The 17,913-nt window shown below is 73.1% G+C and carries 17 protein-coding genes; 11 read left to right on the plus strand and 6 right to left on the minus strand.

Annotation, left to right across the window (positions count from 1 at the left end; all coding sequences use genetic code 11):
• Positions 1-56: 56 nt before the first annotated feature.
• A complete protein-coding gene (locus AC0AIB_RS28820; RefSeq protein ID WP_328348879.1) occupies positions 57-290 on the minus strand; it encodes a DUF7455 domain-containing protein in 234 nt (77 codons plus the stop codon).
• Between the two features lie 247 nt (positions 291-537).
• Positions 538-2,145, minus strand: coding sequence for an RNA polymerase sigma factor (locus AC0AIB_RS28825; protein WP_328338784.1), 1,608 nt, complete (start codon positions 2,143-2,145; stop codon positions 538-540).
• A 513-nt stretch (positions 2,146-2,658) separates the two neighbouring features.
• Here AC0AIB_RS28825 and AC0AIB_RS28830 point away from each other — a divergent pair.
• A complete protein-coding gene (locus AC0AIB_RS28830; protein ID WP_465097867.1) occupies positions 2,659-3,483 on the plus strand; it encodes an inositol monophosphatase family protein in 825 nt (274 codons plus the stop codon).
• A gap of 220 nt (positions 3,484-3,703) precedes the next feature.
• Here the strand turns inward: AC0AIB_RS28830 and AC0AIB_RS28835 are convergent, their stop codons facing one another.
• Positions 3,704-4,219, minus strand: coding sequence for a LytR C-terminal domain-containing protein (locus AC0AIB_RS28835; protein WP_328338780.1), 516 nt, complete (start codon positions 4,217-4,219; stop codon positions 3,704-3,706).
• Positions 4,220-4,650: 431 nt separating this feature from the next.
• On the opposite strand from AC0AIB_RS28835, the gene AC0AIB_RS28840 reads away from it, so the two are divergent.
• Positions 4,651-4,947: a DUF4193 domain-containing protein gene (locus AC0AIB_RS28840; protein ID WP_067315205.1), complete on the plus strand. Its 297-nt coding sequence runs from the start codon at positions 4,651-4,653 to the stop codon at positions 4,945-4,947.
• A gap of 498 nt (positions 4,948-5,445) precedes the next feature.
• Positions 5,446-6,222, plus strand: a complete 777-nt coding sequence (locus AC0AIB_RS28845; RefSeq protein WP_328338774.1) for a hypothetical protein — start codon at positions 5,446-5,448, stop codon at positions 6,220-6,222.
• A 53-nt stretch (positions 6,223-6,275) separates the two neighbouring features.
• On the opposite strand, the gene AC0AIB_RS28850 is transcribed toward AC0AIB_RS28845, so the two are convergent.
• On the minus strand, positions 6,276-6,776 hold the full coding sequence (locus AC0AIB_RS28850) for a DUF3093 domain-containing protein (protein ID WP_465097868.1): 501 nt from the start codon (positions 6,774-6,776) through the stop codon (positions 6,276-6,278).
• 84 nt (positions 6,777-6,860) lie between these two features.
• On the opposite strand from AC0AIB_RS28850, the gene dut reads away from it, so the two are divergent.
• From dut to AC0AIB_RS28870, 4 genes are all read left to right on the plus strand, one after another.
• Entirely contained in the window at positions 6,861-7,391 is a 531-nt protein-coding gene (dut, locus tag AC0AIB_RS28855) for a dUTP diphosphatase (RefSeq protein WP_328338772.1), read from the plus strand.
• 25 nt (positions 7,392-7,416) lie between these two features.
• The gene (locus tag AC0AIB_RS28860) at positions 7,417-8,070 is read left to right on the plus strand and encodes a DUF3710 domain-containing protein (protein ID WP_328338770.1); all 654 of its coding nucleotides are present in this window, start codon (positions 7,417-7,419) and stop codon (positions 8,068-8,070) included.
• Positions 8,071-8,375: 305 nt separating this feature from the next.
• The gene (locus tag AC0AIB_RS28865) at positions 8,376-8,756 is read left to right on the plus strand and encodes an OB-fold nucleic acid binding domain-containing protein (protein WP_328338768.1); all 381 of its coding nucleotides are present in this window, start codon (positions 8,376-8,378) and stop codon (positions 8,754-8,756) included.
• A complete protein-coding gene (locus AC0AIB_RS28870) occupies positions 8,753-9,436 on the plus strand; it encodes a DUF3159 domain-containing protein (protein ID WP_328338766.1) in 684 nt (227 codons plus the stop codon). Before AC0AIB_RS28865 ends, AC0AIB_RS28870 begins: the two co-directional genes overlap by 4 nt.
• Before the next feature lie 50 nt (positions 9,437-9,486).
• Here AC0AIB_RS28870 and AC0AIB_RS28875 read toward each other — a convergent pair whose 3' ends face one another.
• Positions 9,487-10,176, minus strand: a complete 690-nt coding sequence (locus tag AC0AIB_RS28875) for a potassium channel family protein (protein WP_328338764.1) — start codon at positions 10,174-10,176, stop codon at positions 9,487-9,489.
• A gap of 3 nt (positions 10,177-10,179) precedes the next feature.
• On the minus strand, positions 10,180-10,845 hold the full coding sequence (locus AC0AIB_RS28880; RefSeq protein WP_328338762.1) for a potassium channel family protein: 666 nt from the start codon (positions 10,843-10,845) through the stop codon (positions 10,180-10,182).
• A 161-nt stretch (positions 10,846-11,006) separates the two neighbouring features.
• On the opposite strand from AC0AIB_RS28880, the gene AC0AIB_RS28885 reads away from it, so the two are divergent.
• The 4 genes from AC0AIB_RS28885 (at position 11,007) to dxs (ending at position 17,831) form a co-directional block, all read left to right on the plus strand.
• Positions 11,007-13,061, plus strand: coding sequence for an APC family permease (locus tag AC0AIB_RS28885; RefSeq protein WP_328338761.1), 2,055 nt, complete (start codon positions 11,007-11,009; stop codon positions 13,059-13,061).
• Between the two features lie 116 nt (positions 13,062-13,177).
• Positions 13,178-14,458, plus strand: a complete 1,281-nt coding sequence (locus AC0AIB_RS28890) for a class I SAM-dependent RNA methyltransferase (RefSeq protein WP_328348877.1) — start codon at positions 13,178-13,180, stop codon at positions 14,456-14,458.
• A gap of 13 nt (positions 14,459-14,471) precedes the next feature.
• The gene (locus tag AC0AIB_RS28895) at positions 14,472-15,713 is read left to right on the plus strand and encodes an anhydro-N-acetylmuramic acid kinase (RefSeq protein ID WP_465097869.1); all 1,242 of its coding nucleotides are present in this window, start codon (positions 14,472-14,474) and stop codon (positions 15,711-15,713) included.
• Between the two features lie 162 nt (positions 15,714-15,875).
• Complete coding sequence (dxs, locus tag AC0AIB_RS28900; RefSeq protein ID WP_328338758.1) at positions 15,876-17,831, plus strand: 1-deoxy-D-xylulose-5-phosphate synthase; 1,956 nt, start codon at positions 15,876-15,878, stop codon at positions 17,829-17,831.
• The last annotated feature ends 82 nt before the right edge of the window (positions 17,832-17,913 follow it).

Consider the following 17,913-nt stretch of genomic DNA (forward strand, 5'->3'; position numbering starts at 1 on the left):
GGCCGGAGGCACCCATCGGGTGCCTCCGGCCTGCTTATGTCGTACGGGTTGGGGATTCAGTTCGCCATCAGATCGGCGCCACGCCAGCTGAACTCCGGGTCCGTCGCGAACTTCACCGTGATCTTCACGAGATCCTCGGCGTACTTGTTCGCGTGGTGCCCACAGAACACCAACTCGCTCCCACCCGCCAGAGTGATGCGGAGCTTGCCGGCAGCATTGCAGCGGTCGCACCGTTCATCGGCGGCTGGGGGCGCCACCGTTGCGGGCGGCGGCGTGAGGGTCGGGGTCATCGCCTTCCTCCTCTGGTCGTCACCGATGAACACTCTCTTCGGTCGTTGCTCACTCATCGTGCAACACCCTTACCGGGCCACGCCTTCCCAGTGTGCCCGCGGGGGACCGAGGTCACACCTGGCGGGAAGGACAGTGTGCCGTGCACCCAGGGTGCCACGTCAACGATCACAAACACGTATTGGACCGGTCACCTTCGAATGTTCTACGGCTGGTGATCAAACCGACACGACGGGTTGACGTACCGGCTTAGTCCAGGTAGTCCCGAAGGACCTGGGAGCGCGACGGGTGTCGGAGTTTGGACATCGTCTTGGATTCGATCTGCCGGATCCGTTCCCGGGTCACCCCGTAGACCTGGCCGATCTCGTCGAGAGTACGCGGCTGACCGTCGGTCAGGCCGAAGCGCAGCCGGACCACTCCCGCCTCCCGCTCGGAGAGCGTCTGGAGCACCTGCTGGAGCTGATCCTGCAACAGGGAGAACGAGACGGCGTCGACGGCGACGACGGCCTCCGAGTCCTCGATGAAGTCACCGAGCTGGCTGTCGCCCTCGTCGCCGATGGTCTGGTCGAGCGAGATGGGCTCCCGAGCGTACTGCTGGATCTCCAGCACCTTCTCGGGTGTGATGTCCATCTCCTTGGCCAGCTCCTCCGGGGTGGGCTCGCGGCCCAGGTCCTGGAGCAGCTCGCGCTGGATCCGGCCGAGCTTGTTGATCACCTCGACCATGTGCACCGGGATGCGGATGGTGCGGGCCTGGTCGGCCATCGCCCGGGTGATCGCCTGCCGGATCCACCAGGTGGCGTACGTGGAGAACTTGTAGCCCTTGGTGTAGTCGAACTTCTCGACCGCGCGGATCAGGCCGAGGTTGCCCTCCTGGATCAGGTCGAGGAAGGCCATCCCCCGCCCGGTGTACCGCTTGGCCAGCGAGACGACCAGCCGGAGGTTCGCCTCCAGCAGGTGGTTCTTGGCGCGCTCACCGTCCCGCGAGATCCAGAGCAGATCGCGCTGCATGTCGCGGGTGAGCTTCTCCTCGCCCTCCTCGGCGGCGCGCAGCCGCTCGGCGGAGTAGAGCCCGGCCTCGATCCGCTTGGCCAGCTCGACCTCCTGCTCGGCGTTGAGCAGCGGGACCTTGCCGATCTGCTTGAGGTACGCCCGGACCGAGTCGGCGGAGGCGGTGAGTTCGGCGTCCCGTCGTGCCTGCTTGAGCGCCTCGGACTCCTCGTCGTCCCACTCGAAGTCGTTGTCGGTGGCGGAGGCGGCGGCGTCGGTCTCGGCGGCCCGGGTCAGCTCGGCCGGCTCCTCGACCACCACGTCCTCGATCTCGGCGGCCAGTTGCTCGGGGTCGATCTCCCCCTCGGCACCCTCGCCCTTGACCTTGGTGGCGGTCTTGCCGGCCCCGGCGGCGGCCACTGTCGCCTTGGTGGCCCGGGTGGACTTCGTCGCCTTGGCGGCCGGCACGGCTGCCTTGGCGGCCACCCCCGCGGTGGTGGCCGCCTTCCGGGGGGCTGCCTTGCGGGGGGCGGGTGTCGTGGCATCTTCGGCGGAGGGCGCCTGCTTCGGGGCCGGCGCGGCCGCCTTCTTGGTGGTCTTGGCGGTGGTGGCCCGCGAGGCCGGGGTGGCCGAACGCGCGGCGGCCACCCGACGGGGACGGGTGCTGGCGGAGCCGTCGACCACCACGGTCACGCCCGCCTCGGAGAGCGCCCGCAGGATCTTCTTGGCCTGGGCCGGGGTCACCTCGGCGGTTTCGACGGTGCGCGCGAGCTGGGCCGACGTCAACTGGCCGCCGGCGCTCTGGGCGTGGGCGATCAGGGTGTCGGTGAGCGAGCGAACGTCGGCGCCGGGCTGGCGGGGTTCTGTCACGAATGACCTTCCGGAGGCGAAGAGCGAGCACGGCCGGGGTCGTCCGGCGCAGCGTGGCGTGCCGTGCCGTGCGATGTCGTTGAGTGACCCCCGTGTCCCGGGCCGGCTGTGCGGCGGCGGTCCGTGGCGCGTGGGCAGGGTGAATTGTAACCCCGGTTGCCGCGATCATCCTGCGGCGCACGGCAACCGGTGGTCTGTACCGCCGATTCGGCAACTATGTCGGCTTTGTGGCTACCCTGTCGGCCCTGGTCCGCAGACCCGCCCAGCAGCCGTCTGATCCCGTCACGACCTGCCCCGTAACGCCGCCCGCACCCAGACCGGATCTTGCCTATGCTGGCCGGGCGAGATCAGCGACACGGAGCCGGCACGCGTGTCGCACCGGGCCGGTCGGTCGCGCCGAGGTCGTTGTCGATCGTCTTCGGGAGCCGGGTCGGCCGGGCCGCCGCGGTGGCGAGCCTGGGAGTCTCGGTCTGGTGCGTCCTGTGCCCGCAGGGCGGCGTGAAAGGGGCAGATGTGACGACCGGTTCGACGCCGACCTCGCGGGAGCTACTGGAGATCGCGATCACGGTGGCCCGTGACGCTGCCGGCACCGCTGCCCGGATGTGGGCTGCCGGGGTCTCGGTCGCGGCGACCAAGAGCACCGCCACCGACGTGGTCACCGCCGCCGACCGGGCGGTGGAACGACAGGTCCTGGACGCCCTGCGCGCGGTCCGTCCGTACGACGTGGTGCTCGGCGAGGAGTACGGCGGCGCGGAGGCCGGCGCGGTCCGTGCGGGCGGGGTCCGCTGGATCGTCGACCCGATCGACGGAACTGTGAACTACCTGTACGGGCTTCCGTACTGCGCGGTCTCGCTCGCCGCCGAGGTGGACGGCGAGGTGGTCGCCGGGGTGGTCCGCAACGTGGCGACCGGCGAGGAGTGGACCGCCACCGCCGGCGGTGGCGCATGGCGCGACGGCCGGCGGCTGCGTTGCTCCGGCGAGACCGACCTGGCGCAGGCGCTGGTCGCCACCGGGTTCGGCTACGACCCCGCCCGCCGCGCACACCAGGCGCGGGTGATCGCCGGGCTGATCCACGAGGTACGGGACATCAGGCGGATGGGGGCGGCGGCGTTGGATCTCTGCCTGGCCGCCGAGGGGCGGGTCGACGTCTACTACGAGAAGGGGCTGGCCGCCTGGGACCTGGCCGCCGGGGGACTGGTCGCCGCGGAGGCCGGCCTGCGGGTGACCGGGCTGGACGGTCAGCCGCCCGGCCCCGACCTGGTCATCGCGGCCCCGCCGGCGCTGTTCGCGCCGCTGCACACCCGGCTGGCCGCCCTGGACGCCGCCGGCGGCCCCTGACCGCCGCGCTCGCCGGACGGTCGCCCCGCCCGGCCCGCCGGCCCGCCGTGGACTGTCCCGCTCACCGGACCGCCGCGCCCCGCCGTGCTCACCGAACCGCCGTGCTCACCGAACCGCCGTGCTCACCGAACCGCCGTGCTCGTCGGATCGAGCGGTGCGGTGGCGCTGGACGTGCTCCCGGCCTGCCGGTCGGGCTGGCCGGGCCCGCATCTGGTGACGGCTACTTGTTCTCGACCGGCATCGGGCAGGAGCCCTCCGGGGCGACGGGCGCGCCCAGGTCGCCGAGAGACTGGTTGACCTCGGTGGTGGTGGCCAACTGCTGGAAGCTGTCGCCCAGCACCACGTCGACCGTGTCGTCCTGGCGCTTGGGGTCGTAGTCCCGTTCGGCGCTGTTGAGGAAGAAGGCCCGCAGCAGGTGTGCGGAGCCGACCCCCTTGGGGCCGAAGCGCAGCAGTGCGACGCCGCCGAAGTGCGCGCCGTTGCCCTGCTTCTTGACCTGGAACTTCCGGTTGCGGAAGTCGTCCGCCACGCTGCCGGCCAGCCCCGGCTCGTTGGTGCCGTTGAGGATGTTGATCTTGACATCTTTGTAGTTGCGCAGGGACAGGTCGGCCAGCGGCCAGCCCTCGGGACACCCCCCGGCGTTGGCCCCGCTGCCCTGGGTGTCGCGGACCACGGCGACGACGACGAAGACCAGGGCGACGACCGCCAGCAGGCCGACGACAACGAGTGCTCGCACTCGCGCAAAGCTCATCTGGGTGCTCCCGGACCGTGGGTGGTGGCGGCGAACGTCGGCGGCGGGCAGCGCCGTCGGCCGTCGAGTACGCCGCTGAGGTTAACGGTTGTCCGACGGTCGCGTGGAAACAGTCCGACATGCCGGCGCGCCAACCGGGAACGGGGTACTACTACCCCTATCTTCGTGTCGCCTGAGTCACATTGGGAACATCTTCGGGCGCTGGGGCGTACATCTCTGCCGCGAGGGCGGTATACATGCCTCGCCTGGAGAGGGGTAAGGTACCGCGCTCGTCGGTGCTTGCCCCGAGGACCTCGATCCGGAGGCCGTCGGGTCGGGCGGCCGACAAACATTGGTGGCCGGCCAGTGGGAACCGAAACAGCGTCGCCCGGCGTTACAACCGGAAGCGACAACATCGATATGGGAGAGTGAAACCGATGGCCACCGACTACGACGCTCCGCGTCGCGACGAGGTCGACCTCGGCGAGGACAGCCTGGAAGAGCTCAAGGCCCGGCGGGTCGACTCACAGTCGGGTGCCGTGGACGTCGACGAGGCCGAGGTGGCCGAGAGCTTCGAGCTGCCCGGCGCCGACCTGGCCGACGAGGAGCTGACCGTGAAGGTCCTCCCGATGCAGCAGGACGAATTCCGGTGCGGGCGCTGCTTCCTGGTGCACCACCGCAGCCAGTTGGCGGTGGAGCGCAACGGCGACCTGATCTGCCGCGAGTGCGTCTGAGCACCACCACATCCAGCGGCGGCCTCCTCGCGGGGCCGCCGCTGCCCGAGCCACCGACGCCCGAGCCGCCGTGCGGGCGCGGCGGGTTGCTGCTTGACTCGTGGTACGCGTCCACCAGGCCGGTGGGAACCTCGGGAGGGCAGGCGGATGAACGAGCACGGCGAGCGGCACGGCGGGTCCGAACCGGATGGTCCGGTGTCCGACGTCGGGCCGTCCGACGCCGATGCGCCGGGCGGTACTCCGGGCGGGAGGGCGGCCCGTGCCGACGTGACGCCTCCGGACGCCCCGTGCCGACCGGACGCCCCCGCACGCCCTGCTGACGGTGCCCGTACGGACGTTTCCGGAGCGGACGCCTCCGTAGCCACCCCCGGCGCCCGCTCGGGCTCAGGCGGGCCCACAGGCGCACCTGACGCCGTCACCGGGGCGGGCGGCACCTCGGCGACCGAGGGGACGGAGCCCGGCTCCGCCGATGGCCCGTACCCCCGTTCCGGGTCGGCTGTGGTCGGCGCGGAACCGGCCGACGGGGCCGGCGACGAACTGGGCGCGACGGTGGCGGCGCTGACCGCCGACGACATCGCCCCCGCCCGCCGCCGGCAACTGCTCACCCGGCTGGTGGGGCAGGCCCGCCGCCGGGGGCTCGCCGACCTGTTCAAACCGAGGGCTGCGCTGCGCTGGATGACCGACACGGTCGCCGACGTCGCGCCGCACATCCCCGTCCGGGACCTGGCGACCCTGCGTCGGCACTTCCCCGGACTGGACGACGAGGCGCTCGCCGACCGGCTCGTCCGCAACGCCACCCGGGCCACCGCCGGGGTGGGTGCGGCAGGCGGCGGCGTCGCCGCGGTGGAGTGGACCGTCGCCCCGACCCTGCTCTCCGCGCCGGTGCTGCTCGCCGCCGAGACGGTGGCCGTGGTGTCGATCGAGTTGAAACTCATCGGCGAGCTGCACGAGGTCTACGGCGCGCCGCTGCCCACCGGCGGCACCCCCCGGACCGTCGCCCTGGTCCAGTCCTGGGCCAGCCAGCGGGGAATCAACCCGATGGTGCCGGGCGTCGGGGTGAGCGCGGTGCTCGGCACCGCCGCCCGCAAGGAACTGCGGGACACCCTGCTCAAGCGCTTCGGCCGCAATCTGACCACGCTGGGCCCGTTCCTCACCGGGGCGGCCGTCGCCAGTTACCTCAACCGCCGGGCCACCCGGTCCCTCGCCGACCAGCTCCGCCGTGACCTGCGTAAGCAACGCCGGGAGCTGCCCGGCGGCCGACCCGCCCTGCCCTGACGCCGCCCTGCCCTGACGCCGCCCTGCCCTGACGCCGGGACGCCCCGCTGTGCTCAGGCCGCGTCGCGGGCGGCCAGCAGGGCGGCGGCCAGCTCGGTCGGCCGGCGGGAACTCACCACCCAGAACGGGGTCGGGTCGGCCGGATCGTCGAGCACCACCTGCACCGCGCCGCCGATCCACGGCCGCTGCACCACGAAGGCCAGCGGGTCCGCGCCCACCCCGAGCACCTCGCGACGGCCCTCGGCGTCGAGCGGGACGGCGTCGGCGACGTGCCGCACGGGCAGGTGGGCGTCGTCGACCCGCAGCTCACCGCCGTCGACCGCGACCCGGACCCGGCCCAGCCACCACAGCCCGGCACCGGCGGCCGGCAGCAGCAGCACGAAGGGCAGCCAGGCACGCACCCCACCCGCGCCCATCCAGAGCTCGACGGCGGCGAGCCCGGCCAGAGCCAGCCCGGCCAGCCAGCACCACCACGGCAGGCCGAGCCGCTCGGAGTACGCCGGGACGGCCGCGCCGGGCGGCGTCGGCGACGACGGGGAAGGCGACAGGCTCACACCTCGAAGGGTACGGAACACGACGGCCGGCCGACCCGGCAGGATGGCAGGGCACCCCGTGAACGCCGACGGAAGAGGCAGATCGTGACCCACGTCGTACCCGTGCCCGTACGGCAGCTCGATCCGGAGCTGCCGCTGCCCGCGTACGCCCATCCCGGCGACGCCGGTGCCGACCTGGTGGCCGCCGCGGACGTCGAGCTGCCGCCCGGCGGTCGGGCCCTGGTCCCCACCGGCGTGGCGCTGGCCCTGCCGGAGGGTTACGTCGGCCTGGTCCACCCGCGTTCCGGGCTGGCCGCCAGGCTCGGCGTGACGGTGCTCAACGCGCCCGGTACGGTCGACGCCGGCTACCGGGGTGAGATCCTGGTCAACCTGATCAACCATGATCGGGACGCACCGGCGAAGATCTCCCGTGGCGATCGCATCGCGCAACTCGTTGTGCAGCGGGTGGAGCGGGTCGATTTCCAGCCGGTGGCGGTGCTGCCCGGGTCCCGACGGGGGACCGGCGGGCACGGGTCGACAGGTGGCCACGCCGGGCTCGTGCCCCCGCCCGGTGGCCCGACCGGGCCCGAGGGTGCCGGGCGGGCGGGCGAACGGACGGAAGAGGTGGCAGGGTGAGTGCGAACAGCGGAGGGTGGGCGCAGTGATCTTCTCCCGAAAGCGGGCCGAGAGCGGGCGGCACGCCCGTGACCAGCGGGCCGACGTCCTCGACTCGTACGAGACGGCGGGCCCGGCCCGTGGGCCGTACGACCTCGCCGAGGCACCGGACGACGTGCAACGGCTCGACCTGGGCAGCCTGCACATCCCGGCGGTGCCCGGGGTCGAGGTGCGGGTGCAGGCCGACCCCCAGGGGGTCGTCCAGCAGGTGGTGCTGGTGCACGGGGACAACGCCCTCCAGCTCGGCGTCTTCGCCGCGCCCCGCTCCGAGGGCATCTGGGACGAGGTGCGCGAGGAGATCCGGCAGTCGCTGATCGGCGACGGCGCCACCGCCCAGGAGGCCCAGGGTGAGTACGGCGTCGAGCTGCACGCCCGGGTGCGTACCCCGGACGGCCCGACCGACCTGCGCTTCGTCGGCATCGACGGGCCGCGCTGGATGGTCCGGGGCGTCTACCAGGGTGCCGTCGCCACCGACCCGGCCGCGGCCGGCCCGCTCGCCACCTGCCTCGACGGCCTGGTGGTCGACCGGGGGCAGGAGGCGAAGCCGGTCCGCGAGCCGCTGCCGCTGCGGCTGCCCCAGGAGATGGCGGAGCAGGCCGAGGGCGGCGACGCCTCGGCATCCGCCCCGCGCGAGACCTGACCGCCCCCGTCCGGGCCGGACGCCGTCACCCGAGGGTGGCCGCGTCCGGCCCGGACTGCTGTCCGGCGCCGGTGGTGTCCCGGCACGGGCTGCGGCCGGCGGCACCTCGGGCCGTGCGGTGGCGGGCGGGGTGGAGCGCCGGGCCGGGTTGCCTCCGGCCGGGCGGGGCGGGCGTCCGCCGAAGCCGGCCCACCGCACCGACGCCGTCGGGTGCCGATCGGCGTACGCTGGCGGCACGGTCCCGCTCCGGGGCCGGGGCAGTGCCGGTGCCGACCGGTCAGCGTGGAGAGGGTGACGCGGAGGTCATGTCGACCGACGAGAGCCGGCTGTCGCTGCGGGACATCCTGCGCCGGTTCACCGCCAGCGAGGCCGAGATCGAGGCACAGGAGCTACGCCGGGAGAGCGCCGAATCCGGTGGCGTGCTGGCCCGCCAGTGCATGCGGGGTCAGGTGGTCTCGGTCGCCGGGCGGCTCCGCACGGTGGTCTACACGCCGCGTACCAACCTGCCCACCCTGGAGGCGGACCTCTACGACGGCAGTGACGTGGTCACCCTGGTCTGGTTGGGTCGACGGCACATCGCCGGCATCGAGCCGGGTCGGCACCTCACCGCGCGGGGGCGGGTGGCCGTCCGGGACGAACGCAAGGTCATCTACAACCCGTACTACGAGCTGGAGTCGCCGAAGTGACGACGGGACAGCCCCCGGCCACCGAGCCGCAGACCACCCCGGCGGACGACGAACAGCTACCCAGCCTCGCCGAGCAGATGGCCGACCAACTGGGCGGCTGGCGCGGGCTGGTCGAGTCCAGCATCCCGGTGGTGGTCTTCGTGCTGGCCAACGTGGTCGGGGAGCTGCGACCGGCGGTGATCGCCTCGATCGGGGTGGCGCTGCTGATCGCGGTGGTCCGACTGGTCCAGCGCCGCCCGGTCCGGCACGCCGTCAACGGACTCTTCGGCATCGGGATCGGGGCGGCCATCGCCTGGCGTACCGGGGACGAACGGGACTTCTACCTCCCGGGCATCCTCTACGGCATCGGCTACGGCATCGCCCTGCTGCTCTCCGCGGTGATCCGGCAGCCCCTGGTGGGGTGGATCTGGTCGGTGCTGGTGGCCAAGGGGCGCTCCGAGTGGCGTGACGACCCCCGGCTGGTGCGCACCTTCACCCAGCTCACCATCCTCTGGGGGGTGGTGTGGCTGGCCAAGGTCGGTGTGCAGGCCGGGCTCTACCTGGCCCACCAGGACACCGCGCTGGGGGTGGCCCGGCTCGCCCTCGGCTACCCGCCGTACGCGCTGCTGCTGCTGATCACGGTCTGGACGGTGCGCCGGGTGACCCGGGAGTCCGCCCCGCAGCCGCTGCCCGGCGGCTGAGCCCACCCACCGGGCCGGCTCACCTGGACCGACTCACCTGCTGAGCCGGCTCATCTGGTGCCCCGGGTCCGCTCCACGCTGTCCGGGCCGAGGATCACCCCGCGCACCTCGTCCTCCACCTCGGCGGTGCAGACGAAGATCAGCTCGTCGCCGGCCTCGATCGGGTCGTCGGGGCTGGGCACCAGCACCCGCTTGCCGCGCAGGATCGCCACCAGCGCGGCGTCCCGTGGGATCGGCACGGCGTGGATCGGCTGGCCGACGTAGGGCGCGGTCGGCGGCAGGGTGATCTCGACCAGGTTGGCCTCGCCCTGCCGGAACGTCATCAACCGGACCAGGTCGCCGACGGTGACCGCCTCCTCGACCAGGGCGGCCATCACCCGGGGCTTGCTGACCGCCACGTCGACGCCCCACTGCTCGGTGAAGAGCCACTCGTTCTCGGCCCGGTTGACCCGGGCCACCACCCGGGGCACCGCGAACTCGGTCTTGGCCAGCAGGGACACCACCAGGTTGACCTTGTCGTCACCGGTGGCGGCGACCACCACGTCGCAGCCCGCGACGTTCGCCTCCTCCAGACTGGCCAGCTCGCAGGCGTCGGCCAGCACCCAGTCGGCGGTGGGCACCCGGTCCGGGCGCAGCATCCGGGGCTGCCGTTCGATCAGCATCACCTGGTGGCCGTTGTCGATCAGCTCCTGGGCGATCGACCGGCCCACGTTGCCGGCGCCCGCGATGGCGATCCGCATGGCTCAGTGCCCTCCTTCGGGCGGCGTCGCGGCCACCGCGGTGACCGAGGCGGCGATGTCGTCGGTGACCAGCACGTAGAGCTGGTCACCCTCCTGTACGACGCTGGACGCGGTGGGCAGCATGCCGATGCCGAACCGGGTCAGGTACGCCACCCGGGTCCCGGCCGTCTCCTCCAGTTGACGCAGCGGCCGACCGATCCAGTCCTTGTGCACCGGCACCTCGATGATCGACACGGTGCTGGTCGGGTCCCGGAAGATCTCCACGTTGCCCTCGGGGACCAGGTGGCGCAGCATCCGGTCGGCCGTCCAGCGGACGGTGGCGACGGTGGGGATGCCGAGCCGCTCGTAGACCTGGGCCCGGCGCTGGTCGTAGATCCGGGCCGCGACCCGGGAGACGCCGAACGTCTCGCGGGCCAACCGGGCCGAGATGATGTTGGAGTTGTCGCCGCTGGAGACGGCGGCGAAGGCGTCCGCCCGCTCGATGCCGGCCTGGCGCAGCACCTCGCCGTCGAAGCCGGCGCCGGTGACGGTGATCCCGGCGAAGTCGGGGCCGAGGCGGCGGAACGCGTCGGCGTCGTGGTCGATCACCGCCACCGAGTGCCCCCGGGACTCCAGGCTCTGGGCCAGCGTCGAGCCGACCCGCCCACAGCCCATGATCACGACGTGCACGGTGTCCCTCCCAAGGTGCGCCTGTGTCCCGGCGGCTGTCGTCTGCGAGCCTGCCACGTCCACCCCGCCGATGGGGGACCGAACCGTACCGCGTCGGGGCGCGCGAACGGGATCAGGCACCCCCCGGCGACCACCATCCGGTGGTCGTACCCTTAGCGCTTGTGGCCAGTCCCACCTCGCTGCTGAAGCGACTCCTCGTCGGTCGACCGTTCCGGTCGGACCGGCTCCAGCACACCCTGCTGCCCAAGCGCATCGCGCTGCCGGTCTTCGCCTCCGACGCGCTGTCCAGCGTCGCGTACGCCCCGGACGAGATCCTGCTGACCCTCTCCATCGCCGGGGCGTCGGCCTTCCTGTTCTCCCCCTGGATCGCCCTCGCGGTGGTCGTGGTCATGCTGACCGTGGTGGCCAGCTACCGGCAGAACGTGCACGCCTACCCCTCGGGCGGCGGGGACTACGAGGTGGCCACGGTCAACCTCGGCCCCCGGGCCGGGCTGGCGGTGGCCAGCGCGCTGCTCGTCGACTACGTGCTGACCGTCGCCGTGTCGGTCTCCTCCGGCGTGGCCAACCTCGGTTCGGTGGTGCCCTTCGTGGCCACCCACAAGGTGCTGATCGCGGTGACCGCGGTGGTGCTGCTGACCGCGATGAACCTGCGCGGGCTGCGCGAATCCGGCACCGCGTTCGCCATCCCGACCTACGGCTTCGTGATCGTCATCGGCGGGATGATCGTCACCGGGCTGGTCCGCTACTTCGTCCTCGGCGACGACCTGCGGGCCCCCAGCGCCGGGCTGGAGATCCAGGCGGAGCACAGCGTCACCGGCTTCGCGCTCGTCTTCCTGCTGCTGCGCACCTTCTCCTCCGGCTGCGCGGCGCTGACCGGGGTCGAGGCGATCTCCAACGGGGTGCCGGCGTTCAAGGCCCCGAAGAGCCGCAACGCCGCCACCACGCTGCTGCTGCTCGGCACCATCTCGGTCGCCATGCTGGTCGGCATCATCTGGCTGGCCCGGCTGACCGGCCTCCAGTTCGTCGAGGACCCGAACACGCAGATCCTCTCCGGCCCCGACGGGTACGTGCAGAAGACCGTCACCACCCAGCTCGGCGAGACCGTCTTCGGCGGCGGGTCGGTGCTGCTCTACGTGGTCGCCGGGATGACCGCCCTGATCCTCTTCCTGGCCGCCAACACCGCGTTCAACGGGTTCCCGGTGCTCGGCTCGATCCTCGCCCAGGACCGCTACCTGCCCCGGCAGCTGCACACCCGGGGCGACCGGCTGGCCTTCTCCAACGGCATCGTCTTCCTCGCCGTCTTCGCCATCGTGCTGATCGTCGGCTTCCAGGCCGAGGTTACCCGGCTGATCCAGCTCTACATCGTCGGCGTCTTCGTCTCGTTCACGCTCTCCCAGGCCGGCATGATCCGGCACTGGAACCGGCACCTGCGCACCGAGCGGGATCCGGAGGCACGTCGCCGGATCTTCCGCTCCCGGGCGATCAACGCGTTCGGCATGGCGATGACGGGCACCGTGCTGGTCATCGTGCTGATCACCAAGTTCCTGCTCGGCGCGTGGATCGCCATCGCCGCGATGGCGGTCATCTACCTGCTGATGCTGGCCATCCGGCGGCACTACGACCGGATCGCCGCCGAGCTGGAACCCACCGAGGTACGCGGGGTGCTGCCCGCCCGCAACCACGCCATCGTGCTGGTCAGCAAGCTGCACCAACCGACCCTGCGGGCCATCGCCTATGCCCGCGCCACCCGGCCGGACACGCTGACCGCGGTCACCGTCAACGTGGACGACAAGGACACCCGGCAGCTCCAGCAGGAGTGGGAGCGGCGCGAACTGCCGGTGCCGCTGACCGTCGTCGACTCGCCCTACCGGGAGATCACCCGGCCGATCCTGAGCTTCGTGGCCAACACCCGCCGGGAGTCGCCCCGCGACGTGGTCACCGTCTTCATCCCCGAGTACGTCGTCGGCCACTGGTGGGAGAACCTGCTGCACAACCAGAGCGCGTTGCGGCTCAAGGGCCGGCTGCTCTTCGAGCCGGGCGTGATGGTGACCAGCGTGCCCTGGCAGTTGGCCTCCACCGCGACCAAGAACCTCGACCGGCTGGACGAGACGCTGAGCCGTACCCCCGCCCGGGGCCCCCGGGTCGCGCCCCGCAGTACCCTGCCCCCGCCCGCGCCGCCCGGCGAGCCCGGCCCGTCGACCGGAGACCGCCCGTGACCGCCCACCCCGGCCCCACCCGCCCGCTGACCACCGACCGCGCCCGTCCGACCCGACCCGGTGATGCCGGCTCCGAAGCCCGGCCCGGCGGTGTCGGGGAGGAGCGGCGGCCCGGGTTGGAGGAGGCCGAGCGGGTCGAGTTGACCGTGGACGCCGTCGCCCCCGGTGGGCACTGCGTGGCCCGGGTCGACGGTCAGGTGGTCTTCGTCCGGCACGCGCTGCCCGGCGAGCGGGTGGTCGCCGAGGTGACCGAGCTGCACCGGGGCTTCGCCCGTGCCGACGCCGTCGAGATCGTCGAGGCGGCACCGGACCGGGTCACCCCACCCTGCCCCTACGCCCGGCCGGGCGGTTGCGGTGGTTGCGACCTCCAGCACGTCGCCCCGGCCGCCCAGCTCGGCTGGAAGACGGCAGTGGTCCGCGAGCAGCTCACCCGGCTGGGCGGGCTCACCGACGCCGAGATCGACGGATTGCGGGTCACCGTCGAGCCGCTGCCCGGTGGCCCGCTGGGCTGGCGGTCCCGGGTCCGCTACGCGGTCGACGCCGCCGGCCGGGCCGGGCTGCTCAAGCACCGCTCGCACGAGGTGGTGCCGATCGACCGCTGCCTGATCGCCCACCCGGCGATCCAGGAGCTGCCGGTGCTCGGGCGACCCTGGCCGACGGCCGAGGCGGTGGAGGTCGTCGCCTCGACCGGCGGGGACGTCGCCGTCACCGCCGTCGCTGACGGGGTGCCCACCCGGGTCGACGTCCCGGCCGGGCCGGCAACGGCTGTCGACGCCCCGGGTGGGGTGGCGGCAGGTCAGGAAGACCGGCCGGATGGGGCGGCGACGGTACGGGAGGTCGCTGCCGGCCGGGACTGGTCGCTGCCGGCCAGCGGCTTCTGGCAGGTGCACCCGGCCGCCGCCGACACCCTGGTCGGCGCGGTCCTCGACCTGCTCGCCCCGCAGCCCGGCGAGTCCGCCTGGGACCTGTACGGCGGGGCCGGCCTGTTCGCCGCCGCGCTCGCCGGCCGGGTCGGTCCGGACGCCCGGGTCACCATTGTCGAGTCCGCCGCCGAGGGGGTCGCCGCCGCCCGGCGGAACCTGGCCGACCTGCGCCGGGTCGAGGTGGTCGCCGCCCGGGTGGAGACCGCGCTGGCCCGCCGCCGGGTCACCGGCCCGGTCGACCTGGTGGTGCTCGATCCGCCGCGTACCGGGGCGGGTGCGGCGGTGGTCCGGGACATGATCGCCGCCACTCCCCGGGCGATCGCCTACGTGGCCTGCGATCCGGCCGCCTTCGCCCGGGACGTGCGCACCTTCACCCGGGCCGGCTGGCGGCTCGCCGCACTGCGCGGCTACGACCTGTTCCCGATGACCCAGCACGTCGAACTGGTCGGCCTGTTCCTGCCCCCGACCCGCTGACTAACCTGGCCCGATGAAGATCGTCGGGCTGATGTCGGGCACCTCGTACGACGGGGTGGACGTGGTCGCCGCCGAGTTCACCGCCGACGGGGACATCCTGCGGATGCGCCCGTTGGGCCATCGGGAGCTGGGCTACGACGAGGAGCTGCGGGAGCGGATCGGGGCGGTGCTGCCGCCGCATCCGACCACGGTCGAGGCGGTCTGCCGGCTCGACAACGCCCTCGGCGAGGTGTTCGCCGACGCCGCCGCGCTCGGCGTCGAGCTGGCCGGTGGGCGGGCCGACGTGGTCGTCTCACCTGGGCAGACCGTCTTCCACTGGGTCGACGGTGGCACCGTGCGGGGCACCCTCCAGCTCGGTGCGCCGGCCCGGGTCGCCGCCCGGGTGGGCGTACCCGTGCTGTCGGACCTGCGGTCGGCGGACGTCGCGGTCGGCGGGCAGGGTGCTCCGCTGGTCCCCGCCTTCGACGCCCTGCTGCTCGCCCCGGGCCATCCCGACGAGGGCCGGCGGCACGGCGGTGCCGGCGGGCGGCCTGGCAGCGGTGCCGGCGGGCGGCGGGGGCCGACCGGCGGCACGGTGCGGGCGGCGCTCAACCTGGGCGGCATCGCCAACCTCACAGTGGTCGCACCGGGCGGGCCCGTGCTCGGGTACGACGTGGGCCCGGCCAACGCCCTGCTCGACGCGGCGGCCCGCCGGTTCCTCGACCGGCCCTGTGACGTCGACGGCATTCGGGCGGCGGCCGGTCGGGTGCACCCCGGACTGCTGGCGCTGCTGCTCGCCGAGCCCTACTACGCGGCGGCCCCACCCAAGTCGACGGGCAAGGAGCTGTTCCACAGCGGCTACCTCGACGCCCGGCTGGCGGCGCTCGCCGGGCCGGTCGCCACGGACGACGTGTTCGCCACGTTGACCGAGCTGACCGCCCGGACGGTGGCCGACGCCTGCGACCGGCACCGGGTGACCGATGTGGTGGCGGCCGGCGGCGGGGTGCGCAATCCCACCCTGTGGGGCCGACTGGCCGCCCTCGGTGCCGGCCGGTGGGTGCTGCGGACCACCGACGAGCTGGGGGTGCCCGCCCAGGCCCGGGAGGCGTACGCGTTCGCACTGCTGGGGTGGTTGTCCTGGCACGGGCTGCCGGGCGCGGTGCCCTCGGTGACCGGGGCCAGGCGGGCCGCAGTGCTGGGTTCCTGGACCCCGTCCGGGCCGCCGCACGGGGCGGCCGGGCCGACCCCGCCGCGACGGCTGGTCGTCCTCCGCTGAACCGGGCCGCCACCCGGGGCGTGATCCGGCTTGCACCCGGGGCGGCGATCCGGCGGCCATCCCGGGCGTGAGCCGGCTGCCTGAGTTGGTGATCAGGGGTCTCACCTGCGGTGATCCACGGGCGGGCTGCGGAGTGCGCGGCGGCCGATAGACTCTCTCGTCATGAGCGTTGAAGAGGACACGGCCAACCACGGTCGGCTACTGGGCACCGTCCGTGGTCCGCAGGACGTGAAGCGGATGACCGGCGAACAGCTGGACATCCTCGCCGCCGAGATCCGTGACTTCCTGATCGCCAAGGTGTCCCGCACCGGCGGCCACGTCGGCCCCAACCTGGGTGTGGTGGAGCTGACCCTGGCCATGCACCGGGTCTTCGACTCCCCGCGCGACCGGCTCCTGTACGACACCGGCCACCAGTCGTACGTACACAAGATCCTCACCGGCCGGCAGGACGGCTTCGACAGGCTCCGCCAGCGCGGTGGCCTCTCCGGCTATCCGAGCCAGGCCGAGAGCGAGCACGACCTGATCGAGAACTCGCACGCGTCCACCGCCCTGTCCTACGCCGACGGGCTGGCCAAGGCGTACGCCCTGCGCGGCGAGCAGCGCAGCGTGGTGGCCGTGGTCGGCGACGGCGCGCTCACCGGCGGCATGTGCTGGGAGGCGCTCAACAACATCGCCACCTCCGGCAACCGGCTGGTGATCGTGGTCAACGACAACGGCCGGTCCTACTCGCCGACCATCGGCGGGCTCGCCGACCACCTGTCGTCGCTGCGGCTCAACCCCGGCTACGAGAAGGTCCTCGACACGGTCAAGGACGCGCTGGGCAACACCCCGTTCGTCGGCAAGCCGATGTACGAGGTGCTGCACGCGGTCAAGAAGGGCATCAAGGACGCGGTCGCCCCGCAGGCGATGTTCGAGGACCTCGGCATCAAGTACGTCGGCCCGGTCGACGGGCACGACATCACCGCCGTCGAGGGTGCGCTGCGGGCGGCGAAGAACTTCGGCGGCCCGGTGATCGTGCACGCGGTGACCCGTAAGGGCTACGGCTACCGCCCGGCCGAGGAGGACGAGGCGGACTGCCTGCACGGGCCGGGCGCCTTCGACGCCGAGACCGGCAAGCTGCTCGCCGCCCCGTCGGTGAAGTGGACCCAGGTCTTCGCCGACGAGCTGGTCGCCATCGCCGACGAGCGGCCCGACGTGGTGGGCATCACCGCCGCGATGGCCGAGCCGACCGGCATCGCCACCCTGGCCCGCAAGCACCCCGACCGGGTGTACGACGTGGGCATCGCCGAGCAGCACGCGGCCACCTCCGCGGCCGGCCTGGCGATGGGCGGCCTGCATCCGGTGGTGGCGGTCTACGCGACCTTCCTCAACCGCGCCTTCGACCAGGTCCTGCTGGACGTGGCGATGCACAAGCTGCCGGTGACCTTCGTGCTGGACCGGGCCGGGGTCACCGGTCCGGACGGGCCGAGCCACTACGGCATCTGGGACATGTCGGTCTTCGGGGTGGTGCCGGGCCTGCGGATCGCCGCCCCCCGCGACGCCGCCAGCCTCCGTGAGGAGCTGCGTGAGGCGATCGCCGTCGACGACGGTCCCACCATCGTCCGGTTCCCCACCGGCACCGTCGCCGCCGACCTGCCGGCGATCCGCCGGGTCGGCCCGGTCGACGTGCTGGCCGAGTCGGCGCGTACCGACGTGCTGCTGGTGGCGGTGGGCGCCTTCGGCCTGCTCGGCATGGAGGTGGCGTCCCGTCTCGCCGAGCAGGGCTACGGCGTCACCGTGGTCGACCCGCGCTGGGTGCGCCCGGTCCCGTCCGAGTTGGTCGAGCTGGCCGCCGGCCACCGCCTCGTGGTCAGCGTCGAGGACGGTGTCCGGGTCGGCGGTGTCGGTGACGCGCTGGGCCAGGCGATGCGGGACGCCGACGTCCGGGTGCCGCTGCGTGACCTGGGCGTACCGGCCGACTGGCACCCGCACGGCACCCGCGCGCAGATCCTCGCCGACCTGCGGCTGACCGCCCAGGACGTGGCCCGCGACGTCACCGGCTGGATCTCCGGCCTGGACGGCGACGCCACCTCGGTGGAGACCGTCCGCCTCCCCGCCCCCGACTCCACCCCCAACTGACCGGACACCCCCACCCGATCCCTGACGCCGGAGGGCGGTCACGACAACGCCGTGACCGCCCTCCGGCGTCAGGGATCGGGTG

The sequence above is a fragment of the Micromonospora sp. DSM 43699 genome (assembly GCF_055517075.1).